Genomic DNA, 19,116 nt, shown 5'->3' with positions numbered 1-19,116 from the left:
TGCGGGCTCCGTGGTGGGGGAGCATGGCGGGGTGGCCTGGCAGATCCTGACGAGTGACCGTGCCGTCGACCTCGCCGGCACCGCCAGCTGCCTCTGTCGCTGACGTCCCTGCGCCGCCCCGTCCACCCGGGGCCGGACGCCGTCGCGCCGAGCCCCTGCGCGACCGCGCAGCCCTGCCCGGCCCGACCCGCTCCCCGAGGACCCGCTCCCGTGATCGAACTGCACGACGTCCGCAAGGTGTTCCCCGCCCGGGGACGGGCCGGCGAGGTCGTCGCCGTCGACGGGGTCAGCCTGCGGGTGGAGGCCGGTGAGTTCGCCGGCGTGGTCGGCCCGAGCGGATCGGGCAAGAGCACCCTGGTGCGCCTGGTCAACCTGCTCGAGCGCCCGACGTCGGGGTCGGTGACCGTGGACGGGCAGGTGCTCACCGACCTGCCCGCCGACCGGGTGCGCGAGGCCCGCCGCTCCATCGGGATGGTCTTCCAGCACTTCGAGCTGCTGGACTCCCGGACGGCGGCGGAGAACGTGGAGCACCCGCTGGAGCTGGCCGGCGTCGGCCGGGCCGAGCGCCGGCGCCGCGCGCTGGAGCTGCTGGACCTCGTCGGACTGGGCGAGCGGGCCGGCGCGCACCCCGGGCAGCTGTCCGGCGGGCAGAAGCAGCGGGTGGCCATCGCCCGGGCCCTCGCCGGCCGCCCGCGGGTGCTGCTCTGCGACGAGGCGACCTCGGCCCTGGACCAGGCGAGCACCGCCGGCGTGCTCGACCTGCTCCGGCGGGTCCGCGCCGAGCTGGGCCTCACCGTCCTGCTCATCACGCACGAGATGGCCGTGGTCAAGGCCGTCTGCGACAGCGCCGTCCTGCTGGAACGGGGCCGGGTCGTCGACGGCGGCCGGCTGACCGACGTCCTCACGCGGGAGCACTCGCCGCTGGGCGAGGCCCTGCTGCCGGCCCCCGTCGCCGACGCCGGCGCCGGGCACGGCGGGGCACTGGTCCGCGTGACCGTCACCGACCGCACCCCGGAGACCGTCGTGCTGCAGACCCTCGTCGGGGAGCTTGGCCTCGCGGTGGAGGTCGCCGGCGGCTCGGTGGAGACGGTCGCCGGAGGCCGCTACGGCCGGCTGCTGCTGCGCGTCACCGGGGACCTCGACCGGCTCGACGGCGCCGTCCGCCGGTTGCGGGACGACGGCGTCCTCGTCGAACAGGTGCACCCGGGTGTGACCGCGGGTGCGGGGGCCGGGCGATGAGCGACTGGAGCCGCGTGTGGCCGCAGCTGATGGAGGCCACCGGCGAGACCCTCTACATGGTGGGCGTCGCCGCGCTGGTCACCGTGCTCCTCGGCGTGCCGCTCGGGGTGCTGCTGACGGTCACCGCGCCCGGCGGGCTGGCCCCGCGGCCCACCCTGAACCGCGCCCTCGGGCTCGTGGTCAACCTCGGCCGCGCGCTGCCGTTCATCATCCTGCTGGTCCTCGTCGCGCCGGTCACCCGCGGCATCGTGGGCACCACGATCGGCTCCACCGCGGCGATCGTGCCGCTGACCATCGGCGCCGTCCCCTTCCTCGCGCGGCTGGTGGAGACCAGCCTGCGCGAGGTCGCCCCCGGCAAGGTCGAGGCGGCGCTGTCGATGGGCGCCCGCCGCCGGGACGTCGTCCGCACCGTGCTGCTGCCCGAGGCGCGGCCCTCGCTGATCGCGGGGGCCACCGTCACCGTCGTGGCGCTGATCAGCTACTCGGCGATGGCCGGTGCCGTCGGCGGCGGCGGGCTCGGCGACTTCGCGATCCGCTTCGGGTACCAGCAGTTCCGCACCGACATCACGCTCAGCACCGTCGTCCTGCTGCTCGTCATCGTCCAGGCCCTGCAGTGGGCCGGTGACCGCTGGGCGCGCAGCCTGGCCCACGTATGACCCCTCGCCGGTGGCCGTCGGGCCGCCGGCACCCGCCGCACCACCCGAAGGAGAACCACCGTCATGCGCTCCCGCTCCACCGTGCTCCTGGCCGCCACCGCGGCGACCGTGCTGCTCACCGGCTGCGGCGGCGGCGAGGCCGAGCTGTCCGCCGCCGACGAGCCGCTGCGGGTCGGCGCCTCCCCGGTCCCGCACGCCGAGATCCTCCGTTTCATCGACGAGGACCTCGCCGCCGACGCCGGCCTGGACCTCGACGTCGTCGAGTTCACCGACTACGTGCAGCCCAACGTGGCCCTCGACGACGGGTCGCTGGACGCCAACTACTTCCAGACCGTCCCGTACCTGGAGGAGCAGGTGGCCAGCGCCGGCTACGACTTCACCGCGCTGGAGCCGGTGCACATCGAGCCGCTGGGCATCTACTCGCAGTCGCTGACCGACCTCGCCGCCCTGCCGGACTCCGCCACCGTGGCGATCCCCAACGACCCGACCAACGCCGCGCGCGCCCTGCGGCTGCTCGAGGCCAACGACCTGATCACCCTGGCCGACACCGGGGACGCCGCCCCGACGTCCCTCGACATCCAGGACAACCCGAAGGACCTGCAGATCTCCGAGGTCGAGGCCGCGCAGGTGCCCCGGTCGCTGGCCGACGTCGACATCGCGGTGATCAACGGCAACTACGCCATCGAGGCCGACCTGGTCCCGGCCGAGGATGCCCTGGCGCTGGAGGAGGCCGAGGGCAACCCCAACGCCAACCTGGTCGTCGTCCGGGCCGGCGACGAGGACGACGAGCGGATCCAGCAGCTCGAGGAGCTGATCCACTCCGACGAGGTCCGCCAGTTCATCGAGGACACCTACGAGGGCGCGGTCATCCCCGCCTTCTGAGCGCACGACAGCAGTGGGCCGGCCGCCCGTCCGGCCGGCCCGCTGCCGCCGGGGCCCGCGGTCCTCACATCGTGAGGTGGGCCGGTGTGCCCGTCGACTGCTCGACGTCCTCGCTCGCGGTCCGGAGCAGCCGGTGGCTCAGGTCCGACAGTGCCCGCGCGACCGCGATCTCGTCCCCGATCTCCGGGACGTCGCGGTCGGCCGGGTCCAGCCGGGCGAGGCCGACACCCGTGAGGGCCTCGGCGTCCCGCGTGCGCAGCCGCGCCACCGCACGGGTGTGTCCGTCGTGCTCGTCGATCTCGATGTCGACCGTCCAGGTCGTGGTCCGGCCCATCTCGTCCTCCCTCGCTCGATGTCCGGCTCCCGGGGCTCGGCGCAGCCGGGGCCCGTGCCGGTCAGCGGGGACGGCGGGCCTCGGCGGTGCCGCGGGTGGAGGCGGCGGCCGTGGCGTAGCCGACCAGCACCCGCCTGCTCTCGGTCACGGGGTCACGCTGCGCGGCCCGACGCGCCACGGGGAGGGACCGACGTCCCCGTCAGGACGTGCCGGACGTCGCCGCCTCCCCGGCGACGCGCCGGCGGCCGCAGCCGATCGGCCTCCTCCGCGCTCGTGGTCCGCGCCGGGTCACCCGGGCCGGGCCGCCGGGTCGGTCTCCTCGCTCCGGAGCAGCGGCCAGTAGCGCCACAGGAGCCAGCCCACCGCCGTGGCCGCCCCGATGGCGAGAGCGGTGACCATGGCGCCGAAGATGGCCAGCAGCAGCGCGCTCCACATGCCGGCCACCAGCACGGCGGGCAGGTCGTCCAGCCCGCGGCCCTCGAGGCGGCGCCGGCGCGTCGAGCGGACGCCGGGCAGGACGGGCTCCTCGGCCTCGGCGGCGTAGCACCGCTCGATGTCGTCCCAGATCCGCTGTTCGTGACTGCTCAGCACGGTCCACCTCCTGCTGACCTCGACGATGCCCGCCGGGCGGGAACCCCGGCCAGGGCAGCTCCCGGTCACCTGGCGCTTGCCCACCTTGCCGACGATCGGCAACGCTCGGGGGAGGGAGCGGCGCGGTGGGGGAGGGGCGATGGCGACCGACCGGCAGGCCGGGACAGCGGGTGACGACTGGTTGACACCCGTCGCGGCGTCGGCGGCGTCGGCCTGTCAGGCCCCGGTGGAGCTGCTGGGCGGCTACCTGCCGATGCTGGCCGACGCGGCCGTCTCCGGGCGCCGTCCCGACGCGTGGCAGCTCGAGGCGGTCCGCGAGCTGGGGCGGCGGGCCGCGGCGCAGGGGGTCGGCGCCCGCCGCGCGGTCGACCTGTACCTGTCGGCGTCGTGGCGGCTGTGGCGGCAGCTGCCCGTCGTGGTGCGCTCCAGCGACCCGGAGAAGGTGCGCCGCGCCGCGGAGGCGGTGCTGCGGGTGCTCGACGACGCCGTCGGCGTGCTCGTCGACGGCCACCAGTCCGAGCGGCGCGAGATGATCCGCCACGAGGAGGCGCTGCGCGCGGAGTTCGTCGACGACCTGCTCCGCGGGGACGCCGACGTCGCGCGGATGGTCGAGCGCGCCGAGCCGTTCGGCATCGACCTGGGCAGGTCCCACCACGTGGCCCTCGCCGTCCCGCGCGGGTCCGGCGGCCCGGTCGACCGCGCCGCCGTCGTGCTGGAGCGGGTCGTCGTCGACCGGTTCGGCGACCGGGACGTGCTCGTGGCCACCAAGGACGGCCGCGTGGTCGTGGTCGTGCCGGCCGGGACGGCGGCCCCGTCCGCGCGCACGGCGGACCTCGGCGCGGTCATCCACGCCGAGCTCGACCGGGTCGACGGCACACGGCGCTGGCGGGTGGCGGCCGGGCGGGCGTTCCCCGGCGCCTACGGTGTCGCGCGCTCCTACGAGGAGGCCCGCGAGGCGCTGGTGGTCGCCGACCGGCTCGGCCTCGACGCGGACGTGGTCCACGCCCGCGACCTCCTGGTGTACCGGGTGCTCGGCCGCGACCAGGCGGCGGTCGTCGACCTGGTGCACGACGTGCTCGGCCCACTGCGGGACAGCCGCGGCGGCGCCGAGGTGCTGCTGGAGACCCTGCTCGCGTACTTCGACGCCGGCGACGTCGCGACCGAGACCGCCCGGCGCCTGCACGTCTCGGTGCGCACCGTGACCTACCGGCTGGCCCGGGTCGCCCAGCTGACCGGGCTCAGCGTGTCCCGGCCCGACCAGCGGTTCTCGCTGCACGCCGCGGTGCTGGGCGCCCGGCTCCTTGAGTGGCCGGCGCGGCCACTGCCCGCCGACCCCTGACCACCGGACGCCGCGGCCGCGCGCTGCTGCAGCCGGGTGCGTGCCCGCGCCTCCGCCGCCCCCGCCAGAGGCCACGGACCGCACGCCGGTGGCGGTCACGGCGAGGCGTTGATCGCGTCCGTCCCGTCGTGGACGGTCGCCCCGGCGGCGGCGAGGGCCGCCTCGTGCTCCCGGCCGTGGTGGGCGCAGAAGAGCAGGTCGTTGCCGCCGGGCAGGACGGCGCGGATGAAGGCCTGCGCGCCGCAGGAGCCCCGGCCGGTCCTGCCGTTCGGGCCGCCCACGACCGCGGGGGCGTCGCAGCGGTCGGCGAGCGTCAGCGGGCCGGCGGGAGCCGTCGTCCCTCGGGCGTGCTCGTGGGCGGTTGCGGTGGGCACCTGGGTCCTCCGGTTCGGGGTCGATCGGTCTCGGTCACCGGGAACGTCGCGGGCCGCGCGCTGTCGGGCGGTCCGGCCGGGTCCACGTCCCGACCCGACCCTGCTGGGCAGGCGCCCGGCCGGCCAGGGGCGTCGTCGGGAAGCCGGGGCGCGGAGGCTTGCCGACGGTCGGCAACGGTCGTGGGCCGACGGACGAGCTTGCCGACGACCGGCAGCGACGGCAGGTCGTACGTCGCCGACGTGCGCCGTGGCCCGGCGCGGTCGCCGGCGGAGACGCTCGGGGCCGGCAGAGGAGGAGGTCGAGCGTGCTCAGCGATCAGGAGCGGCGGGTGTGGGACGACGTCGAGCGGTTCTGGGCGGAGGAGGCCGTGGAGCCGCGGCCCGCGCCGCCCCCGCGCCGGAGGGGTCCCCGCGGTCTGGACGACGGGTGCGCCGCCGCCGTCGTCGTCCTCTGGCTCGCGATCCTGCTGGTCCTCCTCGGCGTGCCGGCCGTCGCCGTCGCGCTCGCTGTGGCCACCGCCGTCGCGTGGGTGCTGTGGCGGTACTGGCCCCGGCTGGGCGAGCGGGGGTCGGCCTCGACCTGGTCGGTGCCGGGCGAGATCTCCGGGGGGGCGCAGGCGGCCCGCCGACCGGGTGACCGGTCGGGTCGCAGTGATACTTGAACTCTCAACATGAATGACGGACAGTGGAGTGGCCTGCCGCCACCGCGGCGCCGCCGGGCGTCGACGAAGGAGTCCCATGACCACGACCGTCTCCACCACCGCGGCCGCGGACAGCCGCATCCCCGCGCAGCACCCGTTCGCCGCGCACCTGCGCCGGACCGCGGCCGCGGAGGCGGCGGAGCCGCACCGGCCGTGGACGCCGGAGGACGGGCCGCTGCCCAGCCTCTACCTGAGCCACGGGGGTGGCCCGCTGCCGTTCGAGAGCCCCGAGTGGCTGGACCCGCTGCACGACTGGGCCCGGTCCCTGCCGAGGCCGAGGACGATCCTGGTGGTGTCCGCGCACTGGGAGTCCGCTCCGCTGTCGGTCAGCGCTCCCCGGCCGCGGGAGCTGGTCTACGACTTCGGCGGCTTCGACCCGCTGTACCACTCGTTCCGCTACGACACCCCCGACGCCGGTGAGCTGGCCCGGCAGGTCGTCGGGCTGATGCCGGACACCGAGCAGGTGCACGAGCACGCCCGCCGCGGCCTGGACCACGGCTCCTGGGTCCCGCTGAAGATCATGTACCCGGCCGCCGACGTCCCGGTGCTGCAGCTGAGCCTGCCCACCGACGACCCCGACCGGCTGCTCGCCCTCGGGCGGCGGCTGCGCCCGCTGCGCGAGCAGGGGGTCCTGGTCGTCGGCTCGGGGCACATGACCCACGGCCTGCCGTTCCTGATCCGGGAGATGTTCCTGGACAACGCCGTCCCCGGCTGGTCGGCCGACTTCGACGCCTGGGCCGCCGACGCGCTGGCCCGTGGCGACGTCGCCGAGCTCGCCCGGTTCCGGACCGCGGCGCCGGGGATGCCGTACGCGCACCCGACGGTGGAGCACTTCACCCCGCTGTTCGTCACCCTGGGCGCGGCCACCGACCCGGGCGCGCCGGTCACCACGACCCTCGACGGGTACGCGGTCGGCTTCTCGCGGCGCTCCTTCCAGGCCGCCTGAGCGGCGCGGCCGCTCGGCGGTCGCGCGGTCCCGCGCGCGCCGTACCGGGGGCGCTGCGAGGCTGGGGGCCCGACCACTGCGAGGAGGGCCCGCGATGGGCTACGTGTTCCCCGAGGACGCCGATCGGCGGCCGGTGGCCGTCGTCGGCGCCGGCAGCCTCGGCCGCCGCATCGCGGCCGTCCTGGCCGCGGGTGGCACGGACGTGCGGCTCACCGACGTTTCGGCCGAGCAGCGGGAGTCCGCACGGGTCTCCGCCGCGGCCTCGGTCGAGGACGTCCACCGGATCCTCGGACTGGCCAACCCGGGACGCGGGACGGTCTCCGCGGTCGCCGACCTGGGGGAGGCCGTGGCCGGGGTCTGGCTGGCGGTCGAGGCGGTCCCGGAGCGGGTGGAGGTGAAGACGGCCGTCTTCGGCGAGCTGGACCGGCTGGCCGAGCCCGACGCCGTCCTCGCCAGCAACTCGTCGTCCATCCCGACCCGGCAGGTGATCGGCGAGGTCACGCGCCCCGAGCGGGTGCTCAACACGCACTTCCAGTCCCCGCCGGAGCACAACGCCGTGGAGCTGATGTCCTGCGGCCGGACCGACCCGGCGGTCATCGACGCGCTGGTGGAGTGGCTGCCCCGGTACGGGCTCGTGCCCTTCCGCGTGCGCCGGGAGAGCGACGGGTTCATCTTCAACCGCATCTGGGCGGCCATCAAACGCGAGTGCCTCATGGTCGTCGAGGAGGGGGTGGCCACCCCCGAGGACGTCGACGCCATGTGGCAGCTGTTCACCCGCCCGGGGACGCCGCCGTTCCGGTTGATGGACGTCGTGGGGCTCGACGTCGTCCTGGCCATCGAGGAGCACTACGCCGACGTGCGCGAGGGGATCCCCGACGGGCCGCGGCGGCTGGTGCGGGAGTACGTCGAGCAGGGCCGCCTCGGGCGCAAGAGCGGCCGTGGCTTCTACGACGACTACGGGTGAGGCCCAGCGTGCCGCCCGGACCCGCTCAGTAGGACCGCGGCAGCCCGAGCACCTTCGTGGCGACGAAGGCCTTGACCATGTTGTTGCTGATCGGCGCGACCTGGTACAGGCGGGTCTCGCGGAACTTGCGCTCGACGTCGTACTGGTCGACGAACCCGTTGCCGCCGTGCGTGTCGAGGGCGGCGTTGCCGGCGGCCCAGCTGGCCTCCGACGCCAGGTGCTTGGCCATGTTGGCCTCGGCGCCGCAGGGCTCGCCCGCGTCGAACAGCCGCGCGGCCTGGTAGCGCATCAGGTCGGCGGCGCGCACCTTCATGTAGGCGTCGGCGAGGGGGAAGGCCACCCCCTGGTTGGCGCCGATCGGCCGGCCGAACACCTCCCGCTCGTTGGCGTAGGCGACGGCGCGCTCGACGAACCAGTAGCCGTCGCCGATGGCCTCGGCGGCGAGCAGGATGCGCTCGGCGTTCCAGCCGTCGATGACGTAGCGGAAGCCGGCGTCGACCTCGCCGACGACGTGGTCGGCCGGCACGCGCACGCCCCGGTAGAGGACCTGGTTGGTGGCGTAGTTGAACATCGTGCGCACCGGCAGGACCTCGAGGGTGTCCGGCTGTTCGGCGCGCACCTGCCGCAGGTCGACGAGGAAGAGGGTCAGGCCGCGGGTGCGGTCGGCGCCCCGCTCACTGGTGCGGGCGAGGACGAGCGCGAGGTCGGACTCCACGATCCGGCTGGTCCAGTTCTTGTGCCCGGTGAGCACGTAGTCGTTCCCGTCGCGGACCGCCGTGGTGGCGATGCTGGTGGTGTCGGAACCCGCGGCGGGCTCGGTGACGGAGAACGCCTGCAGCCGGAGCTCACCCGTGGCGATGAGCGGCAGGTACGCGTCCTTGAGCCGGTCGCTGCCGTGCCGCAGGAGGGCGCCCAGCGTGTACATCTGGGCATGGCAGGCGGCCGAGTGCCCGCCGGACCGGTTGATCTCCTCCATGACCACCGAGGCCTGGGTCAGCCCCAGCCCGCCGCCGCCGTACCCGGTGGGGATCAGGACGGCGAGCAGCCCGGAGGCGGTCAGGGTGTCCACGAACTCCTGCGGGTAGCGGCGGTCGCGGTCGGTCTCCCGCCAGTACTCGTCGGGGAACCGGGCGCACAGTGCACGGGTGCGGGCGCGCAACTGGTCCAGGTCGGTCTCGTCCACCCCGTGGTCGTAGCCCGCGCCGGGCGCCGTCACTCCTCCCCGGGAGCGACCGCGCGGCCGCGTCGGGGAGCCCCCCGTCGGCGCGGCGTCCCGCACCTGCGATAACCGTCGCATGAGCGCACACCCCGCCGCCCGCCCGGAGCCGGGGGCCACCCTCCGCCCGGGCGCCATCGGCTCCGTCGACGCCCTCGTGATCGGGCTGGCGTCCACGTCGCCGGCGTACTCGCTGGCGGCGGTCATCGGCGCCCTGGTCGCGCTCACCGGGGTGCACGCCCCCGGCGTGCTGCTGGCCTCGTTCGTGCCGATGCTGCTGATCGCCTCGGCGTTCGCCGCGCTCAACCGGGTCGACCCCGACTGCGGGACGACGTTCTCGTGGGTGACGCGGGCTCTGGGGCCGTGGGCGGGCTGGATGGGTGGATGGGCGATCACCATGACCGGCGTCCTGGTCATCGGGTCGCTCGCCGAGGTCGGCGTCGTCTTCACGCTGCGGACGCTGGGCCTGGACGCGCCGGCCGACGACACGGCCGTCGTCCTCGTCCTGACCGTCGCGCTCATCCTGCTGATGACCTGGATCTGCGTGCTCGGCACGGAGCTGTCGGCGCGCCTGCAGAACGGGCTGATCATCGCCCAGAGCCTCGCCCTGCTGGTCTTCGCCGCGGTGGCGATCGTCCGCGGGGTCACCGGCGACAGCCCGCTCGGCGGCCTCGACCCGAGCTGGAGATGGCTGGACCCGTTCGGCGCCGGCGGGGCGGCCCTGTCCGGGGGGCTGCTGCTCGGGGTGTTCGCGTACTGGGGCTGGGAGTCGGCGGTCAACCTCACCGAGGAGACCCGCGACCCGACGTCCGCCCCCGGCCGGGCCGCGATCGCCTCCACGGTCGTCCTGCTGGTCACCTACGTCGGTGTCGCCGTCGCCGTCCTCGCCTTCGCCGGCACCGGGCACCTCGCGCAGAACGCGGACGAGGAGGAGGCGATCTTCGCGCTGCTGTCCACCGAGGTGCTGGGCGGCTGGGACTGGGTGGTCCTGCTGGCCGTGGCCACGTCGGCCATCGCCTCCACCCAGACCACGATCATCCCGGCCTCGCGCACCGGGCTGTCGATGGCGCGGCGGCACGCGTTCCCGCGCCGCCTCGGCCACGTCTCACCGCGGCACCGCACCCCGGACGTGTCGACGTGGTGGGTGGGCGGCATCGCCAGTGTCTGGTTCGTCGTGGTCAGCCTGCTCAGCGAGGACGCCCTGTTCGACTCGATCACCGCGCTGTCGCTGCTGATCGCCTTCTACTACGCGCTGACCGGCATCGCCTGCGCGGTCTACCACCGCCGGCAGCTGACCCGCAGCGTGTCGTCGTTCCTGCTCATCGGGGTGGGTCCGCTGGCCGGGGCGGGGCTGCTGATCTGGCTGCTGGTGCTCGCGGTCCGCGACATGTCCGACCCGGCGAACTCCTACACCGGGCAGGCCTGGCTGGGCGTCGGCCCGCCGCTGGTCATCGGCGTGGGCATCACCCTCGCCGGGGTGGTCCTCATGCTGGCCTGGCGGGCGAGGGACGCCCGGTTCTGGCGGGAGCGGCCCGGGATCGCCGGGGACCGCGTCGAGGTCGACGCGGACCTGCGCTGAGCGCCGTCCCGGCGGACGCCGGCCCGACCGCCACCGGACGCCCCGGGCGCAACTGGGAGGATCGGTCCGACGCGCAACTCACGGAGGACGGTTCGACATGCCCAAGGCGCTGCTGCTGGAGAACATCGACGCGGTGGCGGTGGAGTCGCTGTCCTCGGCGGGCTACGAGGTTGAGGCGCTGCGGGGGGCGCTGGACGAGGCCGACCTGACCGCCGCGCTGGACGGCGTCGACCTGCTGGGCATCCGGTCGAAGACGCAGGTGACCAAGGCCGTGGTCGAGGCCCATCCGGAACTGGTGGCGGTGGGCGCCTTCTGCATCGGCACCAACCAGATCGACCTCGCCGCGGCGGCCGGGGCCGGGGTGGCGGTGTTCAACGCGCCGTACTCCAACACCCGCAGCGTCGTGGAGCTGGCGATCGCGGAGATCATCAGCCTGGCCCGGCGGCTCAACGACCGCGACCGCGCGCTGCACGCCGGCATCTGGGACAAGTCGGCCAAGGGCAGCCACGAGGTCCGGGGCCGGACGCTGGGCATCGTCGGCTACGGCAACATCGGCAGCCAGCTGTCGGTGCTGGCCGAGGCGCTGGGCATGCGGGTGCTGTTCTACGACCTGGAGGACAAGCTCGCCCTGGGCAACGCCGAGGCCTGCGGCAGCCTGGAGGAGCTGCTCGAGCGCGCCGAGGCGGTGACGCTGCACGTCGACGGGCGGGCCGGCAACGCGGGGCTGTTCGGCGCGGAGCAGTTCGCCCGGATGCGCCGGCGCAGCCTGTTCCTCAACCTCTCCCGCGGGTTCGTCGTCGACCACGAGGCGCTGCGCGAGCACATCGAGAGCGGCCACATCGCCGGCGCCGCGGTCGACGTCTTCCCCGACGAGCCGCGCGAGCAGGGCGACCCGTTCGACTCCGTCCTGCGCGGGCTGCCCAACGTCATCCTCACCCCGCACGTCGGCGGGTCCACGCAGGAGGCGCAGTACGACATCGGGCGGTTCGTCGCCGGGAAGCTGGCCGACTACACCCGCACCGGGACGACGACGCTGAGCGTGAACCTGCCCGCGGTGGCCCTGCACGGGTCGTCCGGGGGCCGCTTCGCACTGCTGCACCGCAACGTGCCGGGCGTCCTGGCCCGTGCCGACGCCCTGGTCGGGGAGCACGGCCTGAACGTCGACGGCCAGGTGCTGGCCACCCGCGGCGAGCTCGGCTACGTGGTGACCGACGTGAGCGACGCCATGCCCCCGGCCCTGCTGGAGGCGCTCCGGGCGCTGCCCGAGACCGTCCGCCTGACCACCTTCCGCTGAGGCCTCCCGGCCTGCCGCCCACCCCGACGGGCTACCGGGCCAGGCGCAGTGCCGGCGGCGCGGGCGCGGGACCCTCGACCGGCGCCGCCCCTCCGGGGAGGACGACGAGCGCCGGGCGCCGGCCGGGCGCCGTCGGCGCCCCGAGCACGGCCTGGAGGGACGCGTTCGCGTAGCCGGCGGGCAGCCGCCGGCACTCGTCGTGGACCTGCGGCGGCGCGGCGGGACGGGCGGGGACCGGTGCCAGGTGGACGTAGGTGATGCCGTCCGCGGGGTCGTACGTCCTCATCTCGTCCTCGCCTCCTCCCGGACCACCGGTGCCGCGCTCGCTGCCTGCGATGGCGACGGCGCCGATGCCGTCCGACAGGTCCAGCGTGGCCCGGAGGTACGACAGGAATCCGGCCTCCGCGCGGGGGCGCCGGACGCCCACGGGTGGGGGTCCGGCGCCCCGCACGGGGTCAGTCGACGGGGGCGATCAGCGCGTCGAGGTCGTCGACCGGCTCGTCGATGAACCCGAACTCGATCATCGACTCCTGGGTCACCTCGGCCCGCTCGGTGCTCGGGGCCCGGTCCTCCAGCCACGCCGGCAGGGTCATGCGCGCGGCCAGCTCGGGGGTGAGCTGGGTGTAGGTCGGCAGGATGTCGACGACCTGCTGCGGGTCGGACTCGGCCAGCTCCGCACCGCGCTCCAGGGCGCGGGCGAACGCCGCGGTGACCTCGGGGTTCTCCGCGGAGTACTGCGACGTGGTCATGAAGCCGATGACGGGCATCTCGGCGACCCGCTCACCGCAGCTGCTGCTGGGTTCGGCGACCACGCGGGCCCCCTGGTCCTCGGCGAGGGTGGTGAACGGCTCGCCGATGAACGCGGCGCCCACGTTGCCCTGCTGGAGGGCCGCCGGCATGTCCGGGAAGGGGATCTCGACGAGCTCGAAGTCACCCTCCTGCAGGCCACCGGCGGCCATGCACTCCCGGACCTGCAGCTCGACCAGGCCGGCGAGGGTGTTGACCGCGATCCGCTGGCCCTGCAGGTCGGCGGGGGTCTGGGCCGGGGAGTTCCCCGCGACCATGATCCCGTTGACGCCCTCCTTGGGGCCGGTCATCTCCCAGACCATCTGTGCCGGCAGGCCCTGGCTGGCCGCCTGGAGCACCGTGGTCCAGTTGGAGCTGCTGAACTGCAGGTCGCCGGCGACCATCGCCGGCAGCGCGGCCGAGCCGCCCGCGACCATCTGGGTCTCGACCTCGAGCCCCTCGTCGGCGAAGTAGCCCTCCTGGATGGCCAGGAACAGCGGGGCGTTGTCCGGGATCGGCAGCGTGCCGACCAGGATCGACACCGGGTCCTCCGGGCTCAGCTCCGTGCTCCCGGTCGCGGCCTCGTCGTCCCCACCCCCGCACGCCACCAGCAGGACGGCGGCCAGGGCGACCGGGACACCTCGCCGGACGGAACGGCTGATCCTCACGTGCTCTCCTCGACTCGATGCCCGTCCCGTCCGAGCTGGGGGACCGTGGCGGCTCGCCGAGCACCATAGTGACCGCCGTCACGGCGCCCTCCGCGACGTTCCGGTCCCCGGAAGTCCTGTTCGGACCGGGCGCGGGACGATGCGGAGGTGCCGTGGGCCGGTGGACTCCTGGAGGACTGGTGATCGACGTCGAGCTCCCCCCCGGACCCGCCGCGGGCGCGCTCGCCCGGGGGTTCGCCGCCTGCCTGGCGTCGGTCACCGAGGTCCCCGTGGCGGAGCTGCCGCCCCCCGGGGACGACCTGGCGTCCGCCCTCGGTTCCTGGCGGACCTGGCTGGCCGGGCGTGGCTCGGGCCTGGTGCCGTCGCCGACCCGGTGCGCTTCCAGTGGGCCGGGTGGTGGATCGCCGTCGTCGAGGGCCCGGACGGCGCGGCGGTGGCCGTGGTCGCGTTCGGCACGCCCCCGGGCGTCGTCCTCAGCCCGCAGGCGCCCGCGCTGCTGGGCCGGGCCACCGCGGACCTGTGCATCCGTGAGGCGCACGCCGTCGCCTCGCTCGACCCGGTCCTGCACCGGCCGCCGGCCGGCGCGGACCTGCACGGCACCGTCGAGGGCCTCGCCGTGGCTCCGGCGGCCGAGGCCCCGATGCAGCTGCTGACGGTCGCGCGGGCCCGTGCCGGCCGCGGGCTGGAGGGCGACCGCTACGCCGCGGGAGCCGGCACGTTCAGCCCCCGTGCCGGGAGGCGTCCCGGGTACGACCTGACCCTGATGGCGGCCGAGGTGCTCGACGAGTTCGCCGCCGCCGGCCGGAGCCCGGACTTCGCGGGGACCCGGCGCAACGTCCTCACCCGCGGGCTGGACGTGAACGCGCTGGTCGGGCGGCGCTTCCGCATCGGTGACGTGCTGTGCGAGGGGCGCCGGCCGTGCGAGCCCTGCGTCCACCTCGACCGGCTCAGCGGCCCGGGGGTGCTGCGGCCGCTGATCCACCGCGGCGGCCTGCGGGCCGACGTCCTCACCGACGGGGAGATCCGCCTCGGCGCACCGGTCCGCACCGTCTGATCAGGGATCCAGGTCGCGGCCGGCGGCGGCCAGCACCGCCTCCCGCACCCGGTCGAGGGTGGGGGAGCGCAGCCGCCACTGCTGCCAGTACAGGACGACGTCCACCGCGGCGGTCGGGTCCAGCTCGACCAGTTCGGCGGGCAGCCCGCGGGCCTGGAGGTCGGGCACCATGCCCCAGCCCAGGCCGAGGCCGACCGCGGCGGCGTAGTCCGCCGAGGCGGGCACGAAGTGCACCGGCGGGGCGACGCCGGCGCCGGCCTGCGCGTGCAGGTAGCGGTGCTGCAGGTCGTCCTTGCGGTCGAAGACGACGACCGGGGCGCGGGCGAGCGCCTCCGGAGTGGGGCCGCCGGGGAACCAGCGCCGCGCGAAGCCGGGGGTGGCCATCGGCCGGTAGCGCATGCCGCCCAGGCGGGTGGAGGTGCAGCCGGGCACCGGGTCGGCGTCGGCGGTCACCGCCGCCATGACCGTGCCGGCGCGCAGCAGGGCGCTGGTGTGCTCCTGGTCCTCGCGGTACAGGTCGAAGCACACCTCGCCGGCCAGCGGCGCCAGCGCGGGCAGCACCCAGGTGGCCATCGAGTCGGCGTTGACGGCGACGGGCAGCGTGGGCACGCGCTCGGGTGCGGGCTCCCCGCCGAGCTCGCGGGCGACGTCGGCGGTGAGGAGGTCGACCTGCCGGGCCAGCCGCAGCACCGCCTGCCCGGACCCGGTGACCTGCACCGGCTTGGTCCGCACCAGCAGGATCCGGCCGGTCGCGACCTCGAGGGCGCGCAACCGCTGGCTGACCGCCGACGGGGTGACGTGCAGCGCCCGGGCGGCGGCCTCCAGCGTGCCGCCACGGACGGTCGCGTCCAGCGCCCGCAGCTGGCCCAGGTCGAGGTCCATGGACAGCGATGCTAATGATGCATCAGGATCATGAGCTGGACTGCACGGATCGCCGTTCCTACCGTCGACCGTGTGCTCACCACCCCCGCGCTGCTCGCCGTCGCGTCCGGGCTGGCGCTCGGCCTGGGGCTGATCGTCGCCATCGGCGCCCAGAACGCGTTCGTCCTGCGGCAGGGCCTCCGGCTCGAGCACGTGGCCGCGGTCGTGGCCGTGTGCGCCCTCTCCGACCTCGCGCTGATCGCCGCCGGTGTGCTGGGCGCCGGCGCGGCCCTGTCGCGGGTGCCGTGGCTCATCCCGGTGGTCTGCTTCGCGGGGGCGGCGTTCCTCCTCTGCTACGGCGTGCTCGCCGCCCGGCGCGCGCTGCGTCCCGGCGCGCTCCTGTCCGATGCCGCCGGCGCGCGCGCCGGTCTCGCGGTGACCGTCGGCACGTGCCTGGCGCTGACCTGGCTCAACCCGCACGTGTACCTGGACACGGTGGTGCTCCTCGGCTCCATGGCCGCCACGTACGGCGAGCACCGGTGGCAGTTCGCCGCGGGCGCCGGCCTGGGCAGCGCCGTCTGGTTCACCGGCCTCGGCTTCGGCGCCCGGCTGCTCCGGCCGGTGTTCGCCCGCCCGGTGGCCTGGCGGGTCCTCGACGGGGGCATCGCCGTGGTCATGTCGGTCCTCGCCGTCTCCCTGGCGGTCCGCGGCGTCGCCGGGGCCTGAGCCCGGCACGGGACGGGGCGCGGGCACCCGGGTGGCGGAGGTCGCCGGGGGAGGACGGCGCCGGTCGCAGGTATCACGAGCCCGGCCGGAGGACTCCGAGCACTCGCTGACCAGGACACGCCCACACGACTCGTCGCGAAGGAGCCCGCCGTGCCCATCACGCCCGCCGACATCGAGGCCCAGCAGTTCCGCATCGTCTTCCGCGGCTACGACGTCGAGGAGGTCGACACCTTCCTCGACCGGCTGCAGCAGGCGTGCGGCGAGCCTGCCGAAGCGGCGCCGGACACGGCGCCCGACCAGCCGGTGCCGGCGGCGGACGGCGAGCGACCGCAGGACGACGAGGCGGCTGCCGCCCGGGCGCTGCGCACCCTCCTGCGGGCCGAGCAGATGGCCGACCAGGTGCTCGCCGACGCCGCTGCCGAGGGGGAACGGCTCGTCGCGGAGGGCCGGGCGGAGCGGGAGCGGATCCTGGCGGAGGCCCACGCCGAGCGGGCACGGGCCGAGGCGGAGCTGGTGGAGCACCGCCAGCGCGAGCTCGGCGTGCTGGCGGTGCGCCGCGCGGAGCTCCAGAGCGAGGTCGACCGGCTGGACGGCATCGAGCGCGAGGCCCGCACGTCGTTGCGGGAGTGGCTGCAGGACCACCTGGACCGGGTCGGCCCCGGCGTCCCGGTCGTGGGTGCGCAGCCGCCGTCCTCCGTCCGGGCCACCGGCGAGCCCCGCCCCCGCGCGGCCTGAGCCGGGCTGCGGGCAGTTCCCCCGAGCCGGAGGGCCGCCGCGTGGGGCAGCGGAGACCCTCCGCGTGCATCGGACCCGCGCACCTCGCCGTCCTGCGCGAGCTCGCCGCCCTGGCGGTGGCCGCGGTCGGCTACCCGCTCGGGTTCACGTCGGCGACCAACGGGGCCGCACTCCGGCTCCTCGGCGCGGGCGCCGAGCCGGCGGCCGGGACGCTGACCACCCCGGTCGTCCTGGTCCACGGCTACGGCGGGAACCGGTCGAACTGGCTGCCGCTGGAGCTCGCGCTCTCCCGTGCCGGGTTCGTGCACGTGTACGCCATGCGGTTCAACCCGCTGACCACCGACGTCCCCCGCCTCGCCGCCCGCCTCGTCGACGACTGCCGCGGCGCGATGCGGCAGGCGGGCAGCGACCGGGTCCACGTCGTCGGCCACAGCCTGGGCGGTGTCGTGCTCCGCTGTGCCGCGGCGCGCCTGGGGCTCGACGCCGCCCTGGACCGCGGGGTCACGATCGCCACGCCGCACCGCGGGACGTCCGTGGCGCGGCTCGGGCGGGGCCGGGTCGCGGCCGAGCTCCGGCCCGGCTCGCCGCTGCTCCGCGCGATCGAGCACGCCCGGGGCTCGGCCACGGTCAGGTGGCTGTCGTACTGGTCGGACCTCGACCCGATCGTCCGGCCGTGGTCGGCCCGGCTGCCCGACTCCGTGCCCGGTGCCGTCAACATCGCGGTGCCGCAGGAGGGACACCTGTCCATCCTGCGCGCGCCCGCCCTCCTCACCGATCTGGTCCGGCGCCTGCGTCAGGCCGAGGTGCCGATGCCGTCGCCGGCGGCGGACCGGCTCCCACGGGTGGCGTGAGGGCCGTGGCTCCGTGGCTCGGCCGCGTCCACGTGCGTGACCCCGGCGACCGGGCCACCGGCCCCCACCACGCCGGGTGGCTCCGCCCCCCGTGGCGCTCCTCCGGGTCAGATCCGTGCCCGGGCCTCGGCCGTGTCCGGGTCGTAGGCGTAGATCCACCCGCTCGCGACGAGGGGGTCGGCGGCGGCCAGCCCCGCATCGCGCGCGGCCTGCTCGGGGCCGTCCGGCAGGTGGTTGACGTGCGCCCGGGCGTGGCTGATCTCCTGCAGCCGGGTGGTGCGCCCGATCCGCAGCGACTCGTACCGCTGCAGCGCGCGGGCCGGGTCCTGCGGGTCGTCGGCGAGGCAGCGGGCCAGGACGGCGGCGTCCTCGATGGACTGCGCGGCGCCCTGGGCGAAGAAGGGGAACATCGGGTGGGCGGCGTCGCCGAGCAGCGTGACCGGGCCGCGGCTCCAGCGCTCCAGCGGCGCGCGGTCCAGCAGCGCCCACCTGCCCGGCGTGCCGGCCTGCCGGATGAGCTCCTGCAGGCGCGGGTCCCAGCCGGCGAACTCGGCGAGGAACTCCTCGACGGTCGCGGTGGCGCTCCAGGACTCGACGGTGAAGTCCCCGGCCGGGGCGAACGCCACGAGGTTGACCGCCTCCCCGCCGGAGATCGGGTAGTGCACCAGGTGGTGGCCGGGGCCGATCCACAGGGTCTGCGCGCGGCGGCGGGCGAAGTCGGGGGCGCGGTCGGCCGGCACGATGGCGCGGAAGGCCGACAGCCCCGAGTACGTCGCGGGCGACGGCTCGGTCACGACCCCGCGCACGGTCGAGTGCACGCCGTCGGCCCCGATGACGACGTCGGCCTCGGTGCTGGTGCCGTCGGCGAACGAGACCACCACCGCGTCGCCGTCCACCGCGACCGACGTGCAGCGCGCGCCCAGCCGCACCCGGTCGGCGGGGACGGCCGAGCCGATCGCGCGGAGCAGGTCGGCGCGGTGCAGTGTGTAGGTCCGCTCGCCGTAGAGGCGCTCGCACGAGCCGGCCAGGTCCTCGGCGGACAGCACCCGCCCGTCCTCCCACCGGCGGAACTCCCAGCCCACGTCCAGCGGGACGGCGCGGTCGAGCAGCGCGTCCAGCACGCCCAGCCGGCGGAGCAGGCGCACGGCGTTGGGGGCCAGGACCAGCCCGGCGCCGACCTCCGTGAGCTCCCGGGCCTGCTCGTGGACGACGGCCGGCAGCCCCGTCCGGTCGAGGAAGGCGGCCGCCGCGAGGCCACCGATCCCTGCGCCGACGATGGCGATCCGGGGGGTGCCGGCGGACGTGGCGACCATGGTGTTC

The 19,116-nt window shown here is 75.7% G+C and carries 21 protein-coding genes; 13 read left to right on the top strand and 8 right to left on the bottom strand.

Annotated elements, in window-relative coordinates:
- The first annotated feature begins 210 nt into the window (after positions 1-210).
- The 3 genes from ACI784_RS20395 to ACI784_RS20385 all read left to right on the top strand — a co-directional run bounded on the left by ACI784_RS20395 (position 211) and on the right by ACI784_RS20385 (position 2,777).
- Positions 211-1,239: a methionine ABC transporter ATP-binding protein gene (locus tag ACI784_RS20395; RefSeq protein ID WP_456922833.1), complete on the top strand. Its 1,029-nt coding sequence runs from the start codon at positions 211-213 to the stop codon at positions 1,237-1,239.
- Positions 1,236-1,895 (top strand): methionine ABC transporter permease, encoded by a 660-nt coding sequence (locus ACI784_RS20390; protein WP_456922834.1) that lies wholly within the window; start codon positions 1,236-1,238, stop codon positions 1,893-1,895. The genes ACI784_RS20395 and ACI784_RS20390 overlap by 4 nt, the downstream gene beginning before the upstream one ends.
- Positions 1,896-1,958: 63 nt before the next feature.
- Positions 1,959-2,777 (top strand): MetQ/NlpA family ABC transporter substrate-binding protein, encoded by an 819-nt coding sequence (locus ACI784_RS20385; RefSeq protein WP_457014686.1) that lies wholly within the window; start codon positions 1,959-1,961, stop codon positions 2,775-2,777.
- A gap of 64 nt (positions 2,778-2,841) precedes the next feature.
- Here the strand turns inward: ACI784_RS20385 and ACI784_RS20380 are convergent, their stop codons facing one another.
- Together ACI784_RS20380 and ACI784_RS20375 are read right to left on the bottom strand one after the other, a co-directional pair.
- Positions 2,842-3,111, bottom strand: coding sequence for a DUF1876 domain-containing protein (locus ACI784_RS20380; protein WP_457014685.1), 270 nt, complete (start codon positions 3,109-3,111; stop codon positions 2,842-2,844).
- Between the two features lie 288 nt (positions 3,112-3,399).
- Entirely contained in the window at positions 3,400-3,702 is a 303-nt protein-coding gene (locus tag ACI784_RS20375; protein ID WP_457014684.1) for a DUF3040 domain-containing protein, read from the bottom strand.
- A gap of 139 nt (positions 3,703-3,841) precedes the next feature.
- Between ACI784_RS20375 and ACI784_RS20370 the strand changes: the two genes are divergently transcribed.
- Complete coding sequence (locus ACI784_RS20370) at positions 3,842-5,041, top strand: PucR family transcriptional regulator (protein WP_457014683.1); 1,200 nt, start codon at positions 3,842-3,844, stop codon at positions 5,039-5,041.
- A 95-nt stretch (positions 5,042-5,136) separates the two neighbouring features.
- Here the strand turns inward: ACI784_RS20370 and ACI784_RS20365 are convergent, their stop codons facing one another.
- Positions 5,137-5,415: a DUF7455 domain-containing protein gene (locus ACI784_RS20365; RefSeq protein WP_457014682.1), complete on the bottom strand. Its 279-nt coding sequence runs from the start codon at positions 5,413-5,415 to the stop codon at positions 5,137-5,139.
- Positions 5,416-5,720: 305 nt separating this feature from the next.
- On the opposite strand from ACI784_RS20365, the gene ACI784_RS20360 reads away from it, so the two are divergent.
- From ACI784_RS20360 to ACI784_RS20350, 3 genes are all read left to right on the top strand, one after another.
- Entirely contained in the window at positions 5,721-6,077 is a 357-nt protein-coding gene (locus ACI784_RS20360; protein ID WP_457014681.1) for a hypothetical protein, read from the top strand.
- Positions 6,078-6,153: 76 nt separating this feature from the next.
- On the top strand, positions 6,154-7,062 hold the full coding sequence (locus ACI784_RS20355) for a dioxygenase family protein (protein ID WP_457014680.1): 909 nt from the start codon (positions 6,154-6,156) through the stop codon (positions 7,060-7,062).
- Between the two features lie 94 nt (positions 7,063-7,156).
- Complete coding sequence (locus tag ACI784_RS20350; protein ID WP_457014679.1) at positions 7,157-8,026, top strand: 3-hydroxyacyl-CoA dehydrogenase family protein; 870 nt, start codon at positions 7,157-7,159, stop codon at positions 8,024-8,026.
- 25 nt (positions 8,027-8,051) lie between these two features.
- On the opposite strand, the gene ACI784_RS20345 is transcribed toward ACI784_RS20350, so the two are convergent.
- The gene (locus ACI784_RS20345; RefSeq protein ID WP_456922843.1) at positions 8,052-9,209 is read right to left on the bottom strand and encodes an acyl-CoA dehydrogenase family protein; all 1,158 of its coding nucleotides are present in this window, start codon (positions 9,207-9,209) and stop codon (positions 8,052-8,054) included.
- A gap of 112 nt (positions 9,210-9,321) precedes the next feature.
- Here ACI784_RS20345 and ACI784_RS20340 point away from each other — a divergent pair, with 112 nt between their 5' ends.
- Positions 9,322-10,821 carry an APC family permease gene (locus ACI784_RS20340; RefSeq protein ID WP_457014678.1) on the top strand — a complete coding sequence of 500 codons (1,500 nt, stop codon included), beginning with the start codon at positions 9,322-9,324 and terminating at the stop codon, positions 10,819-10,821.
- Positions 10,822-10,918: 97 nt separating this feature from the next.
- A complete protein-coding gene (gene serA / locus ACI784_RS20335; RefSeq protein WP_457014677.1) occupies positions 10,919-12,115 on the top strand; it encodes a phosphoglycerate dehydrogenase in 1,197 nt (398 codons plus the stop codon).
- A 31-nt stretch (positions 12,116-12,146) separates the two neighbouring features.
- Here the strand turns inward: serA and ACI784_RS20330 are convergent, their stop codons facing one another.
- A complete protein-coding gene (locus ACI784_RS20330) occupies positions 12,147-12,542 on the bottom strand; it encodes a hypothetical protein (protein WP_457014676.1) in 396 nt (131 codons plus the stop codon).
- 28 nt (positions 12,543-12,570) lie between these two features.
- Positions 12,571-13,569, bottom strand: a complete 999-nt coding sequence (locus ACI784_RS20325; RefSeq protein WP_457014675.1) for an ABC transporter substrate-binding protein — start codon at positions 13,567-13,569, stop codon at positions 12,571-12,573.
- A gap of 373 nt (positions 13,570-13,942) precedes the next feature.
- Here ACI784_RS20325 and ACI784_RS20320 point away from each other — a divergent pair, with 373 nt between their 5' ends.
- Positions 13,943-14,623 (top strand): MOSC domain-containing protein, encoded by a 681-nt coding sequence (locus ACI784_RS20320; protein WP_457014674.1) that lies wholly within the window; start codon positions 13,943-13,945, stop codon positions 14,621-14,623.
- Here ACI784_RS20320 and ACI784_RS20315 read toward each other — a convergent pair whose 3' ends face one another.
- Complete coding sequence (locus tag ACI784_RS20315; RefSeq protein ID WP_457014673.1) at positions 14,624-15,505, bottom strand: LysR family transcriptional regulator ArgP; 882 nt, start codon at positions 15,503-15,505, stop codon at positions 14,624-14,626.
- A gap of 72 nt (positions 15,506-15,577) precedes the next feature.
- On the opposite strand from ACI784_RS20315, the gene ACI784_RS20310 reads away from it, so the two are divergent.
- The 3 genes from ACI784_RS20310 (at position 15,578) to ACI784_RS20300 (ending at position 17,796) form a co-directional block, all read left to right on the top strand.
- On the top strand, positions 15,578-16,210 hold the full coding sequence (locus tag ACI784_RS20310; protein ID WP_457014672.1) for a LysE/ArgO family amino acid transporter: 633 nt from the start codon (positions 15,578-15,580) through the stop codon (positions 16,208-16,210).
- Between the two features lie 150 nt (positions 16,211-16,360).
- Positions 16,361-16,945 carry a DivIVA domain-containing protein gene (locus ACI784_RS20305; RefSeq protein WP_457014671.1) on the top strand — a complete coding sequence of 195 codons (585 nt, stop codon included), beginning with the start codon at positions 16,361-16,363 and terminating at the stop codon, positions 16,943-16,945.
- A gap of 41 nt (positions 16,946-16,986) precedes the next feature.
- Positions 16,987-17,796, top strand: a complete 810-nt coding sequence (locus ACI784_RS20300) for an esterase/lipase family protein (protein ID WP_457014670.1) — start codon at positions 16,987-16,989, stop codon at positions 17,794-17,796.
- Positions 17,797-17,903: 107 nt separating this feature from the next.
- On the opposite strand, the gene ACI784_RS20295 is transcribed toward ACI784_RS20300, so the two are convergent.
- Positions 17,904-19,109: an FAD-dependent monooxygenase gene (locus ACI784_RS20295; protein WP_457014669.1), complete on the bottom strand. Its 1,206-nt coding sequence runs from the start codon at positions 19,107-19,109 to the stop codon at positions 17,904-17,906.
- Positions 19,110-19,116: the final 7 nt, after the last annotated feature.

The organism is Geodermatophilus sp. SYSU D01186, from assembly GCF_054050215.1.
This window is presented reverse-complemented; position numbering and strand designations above follow the sequence as displayed.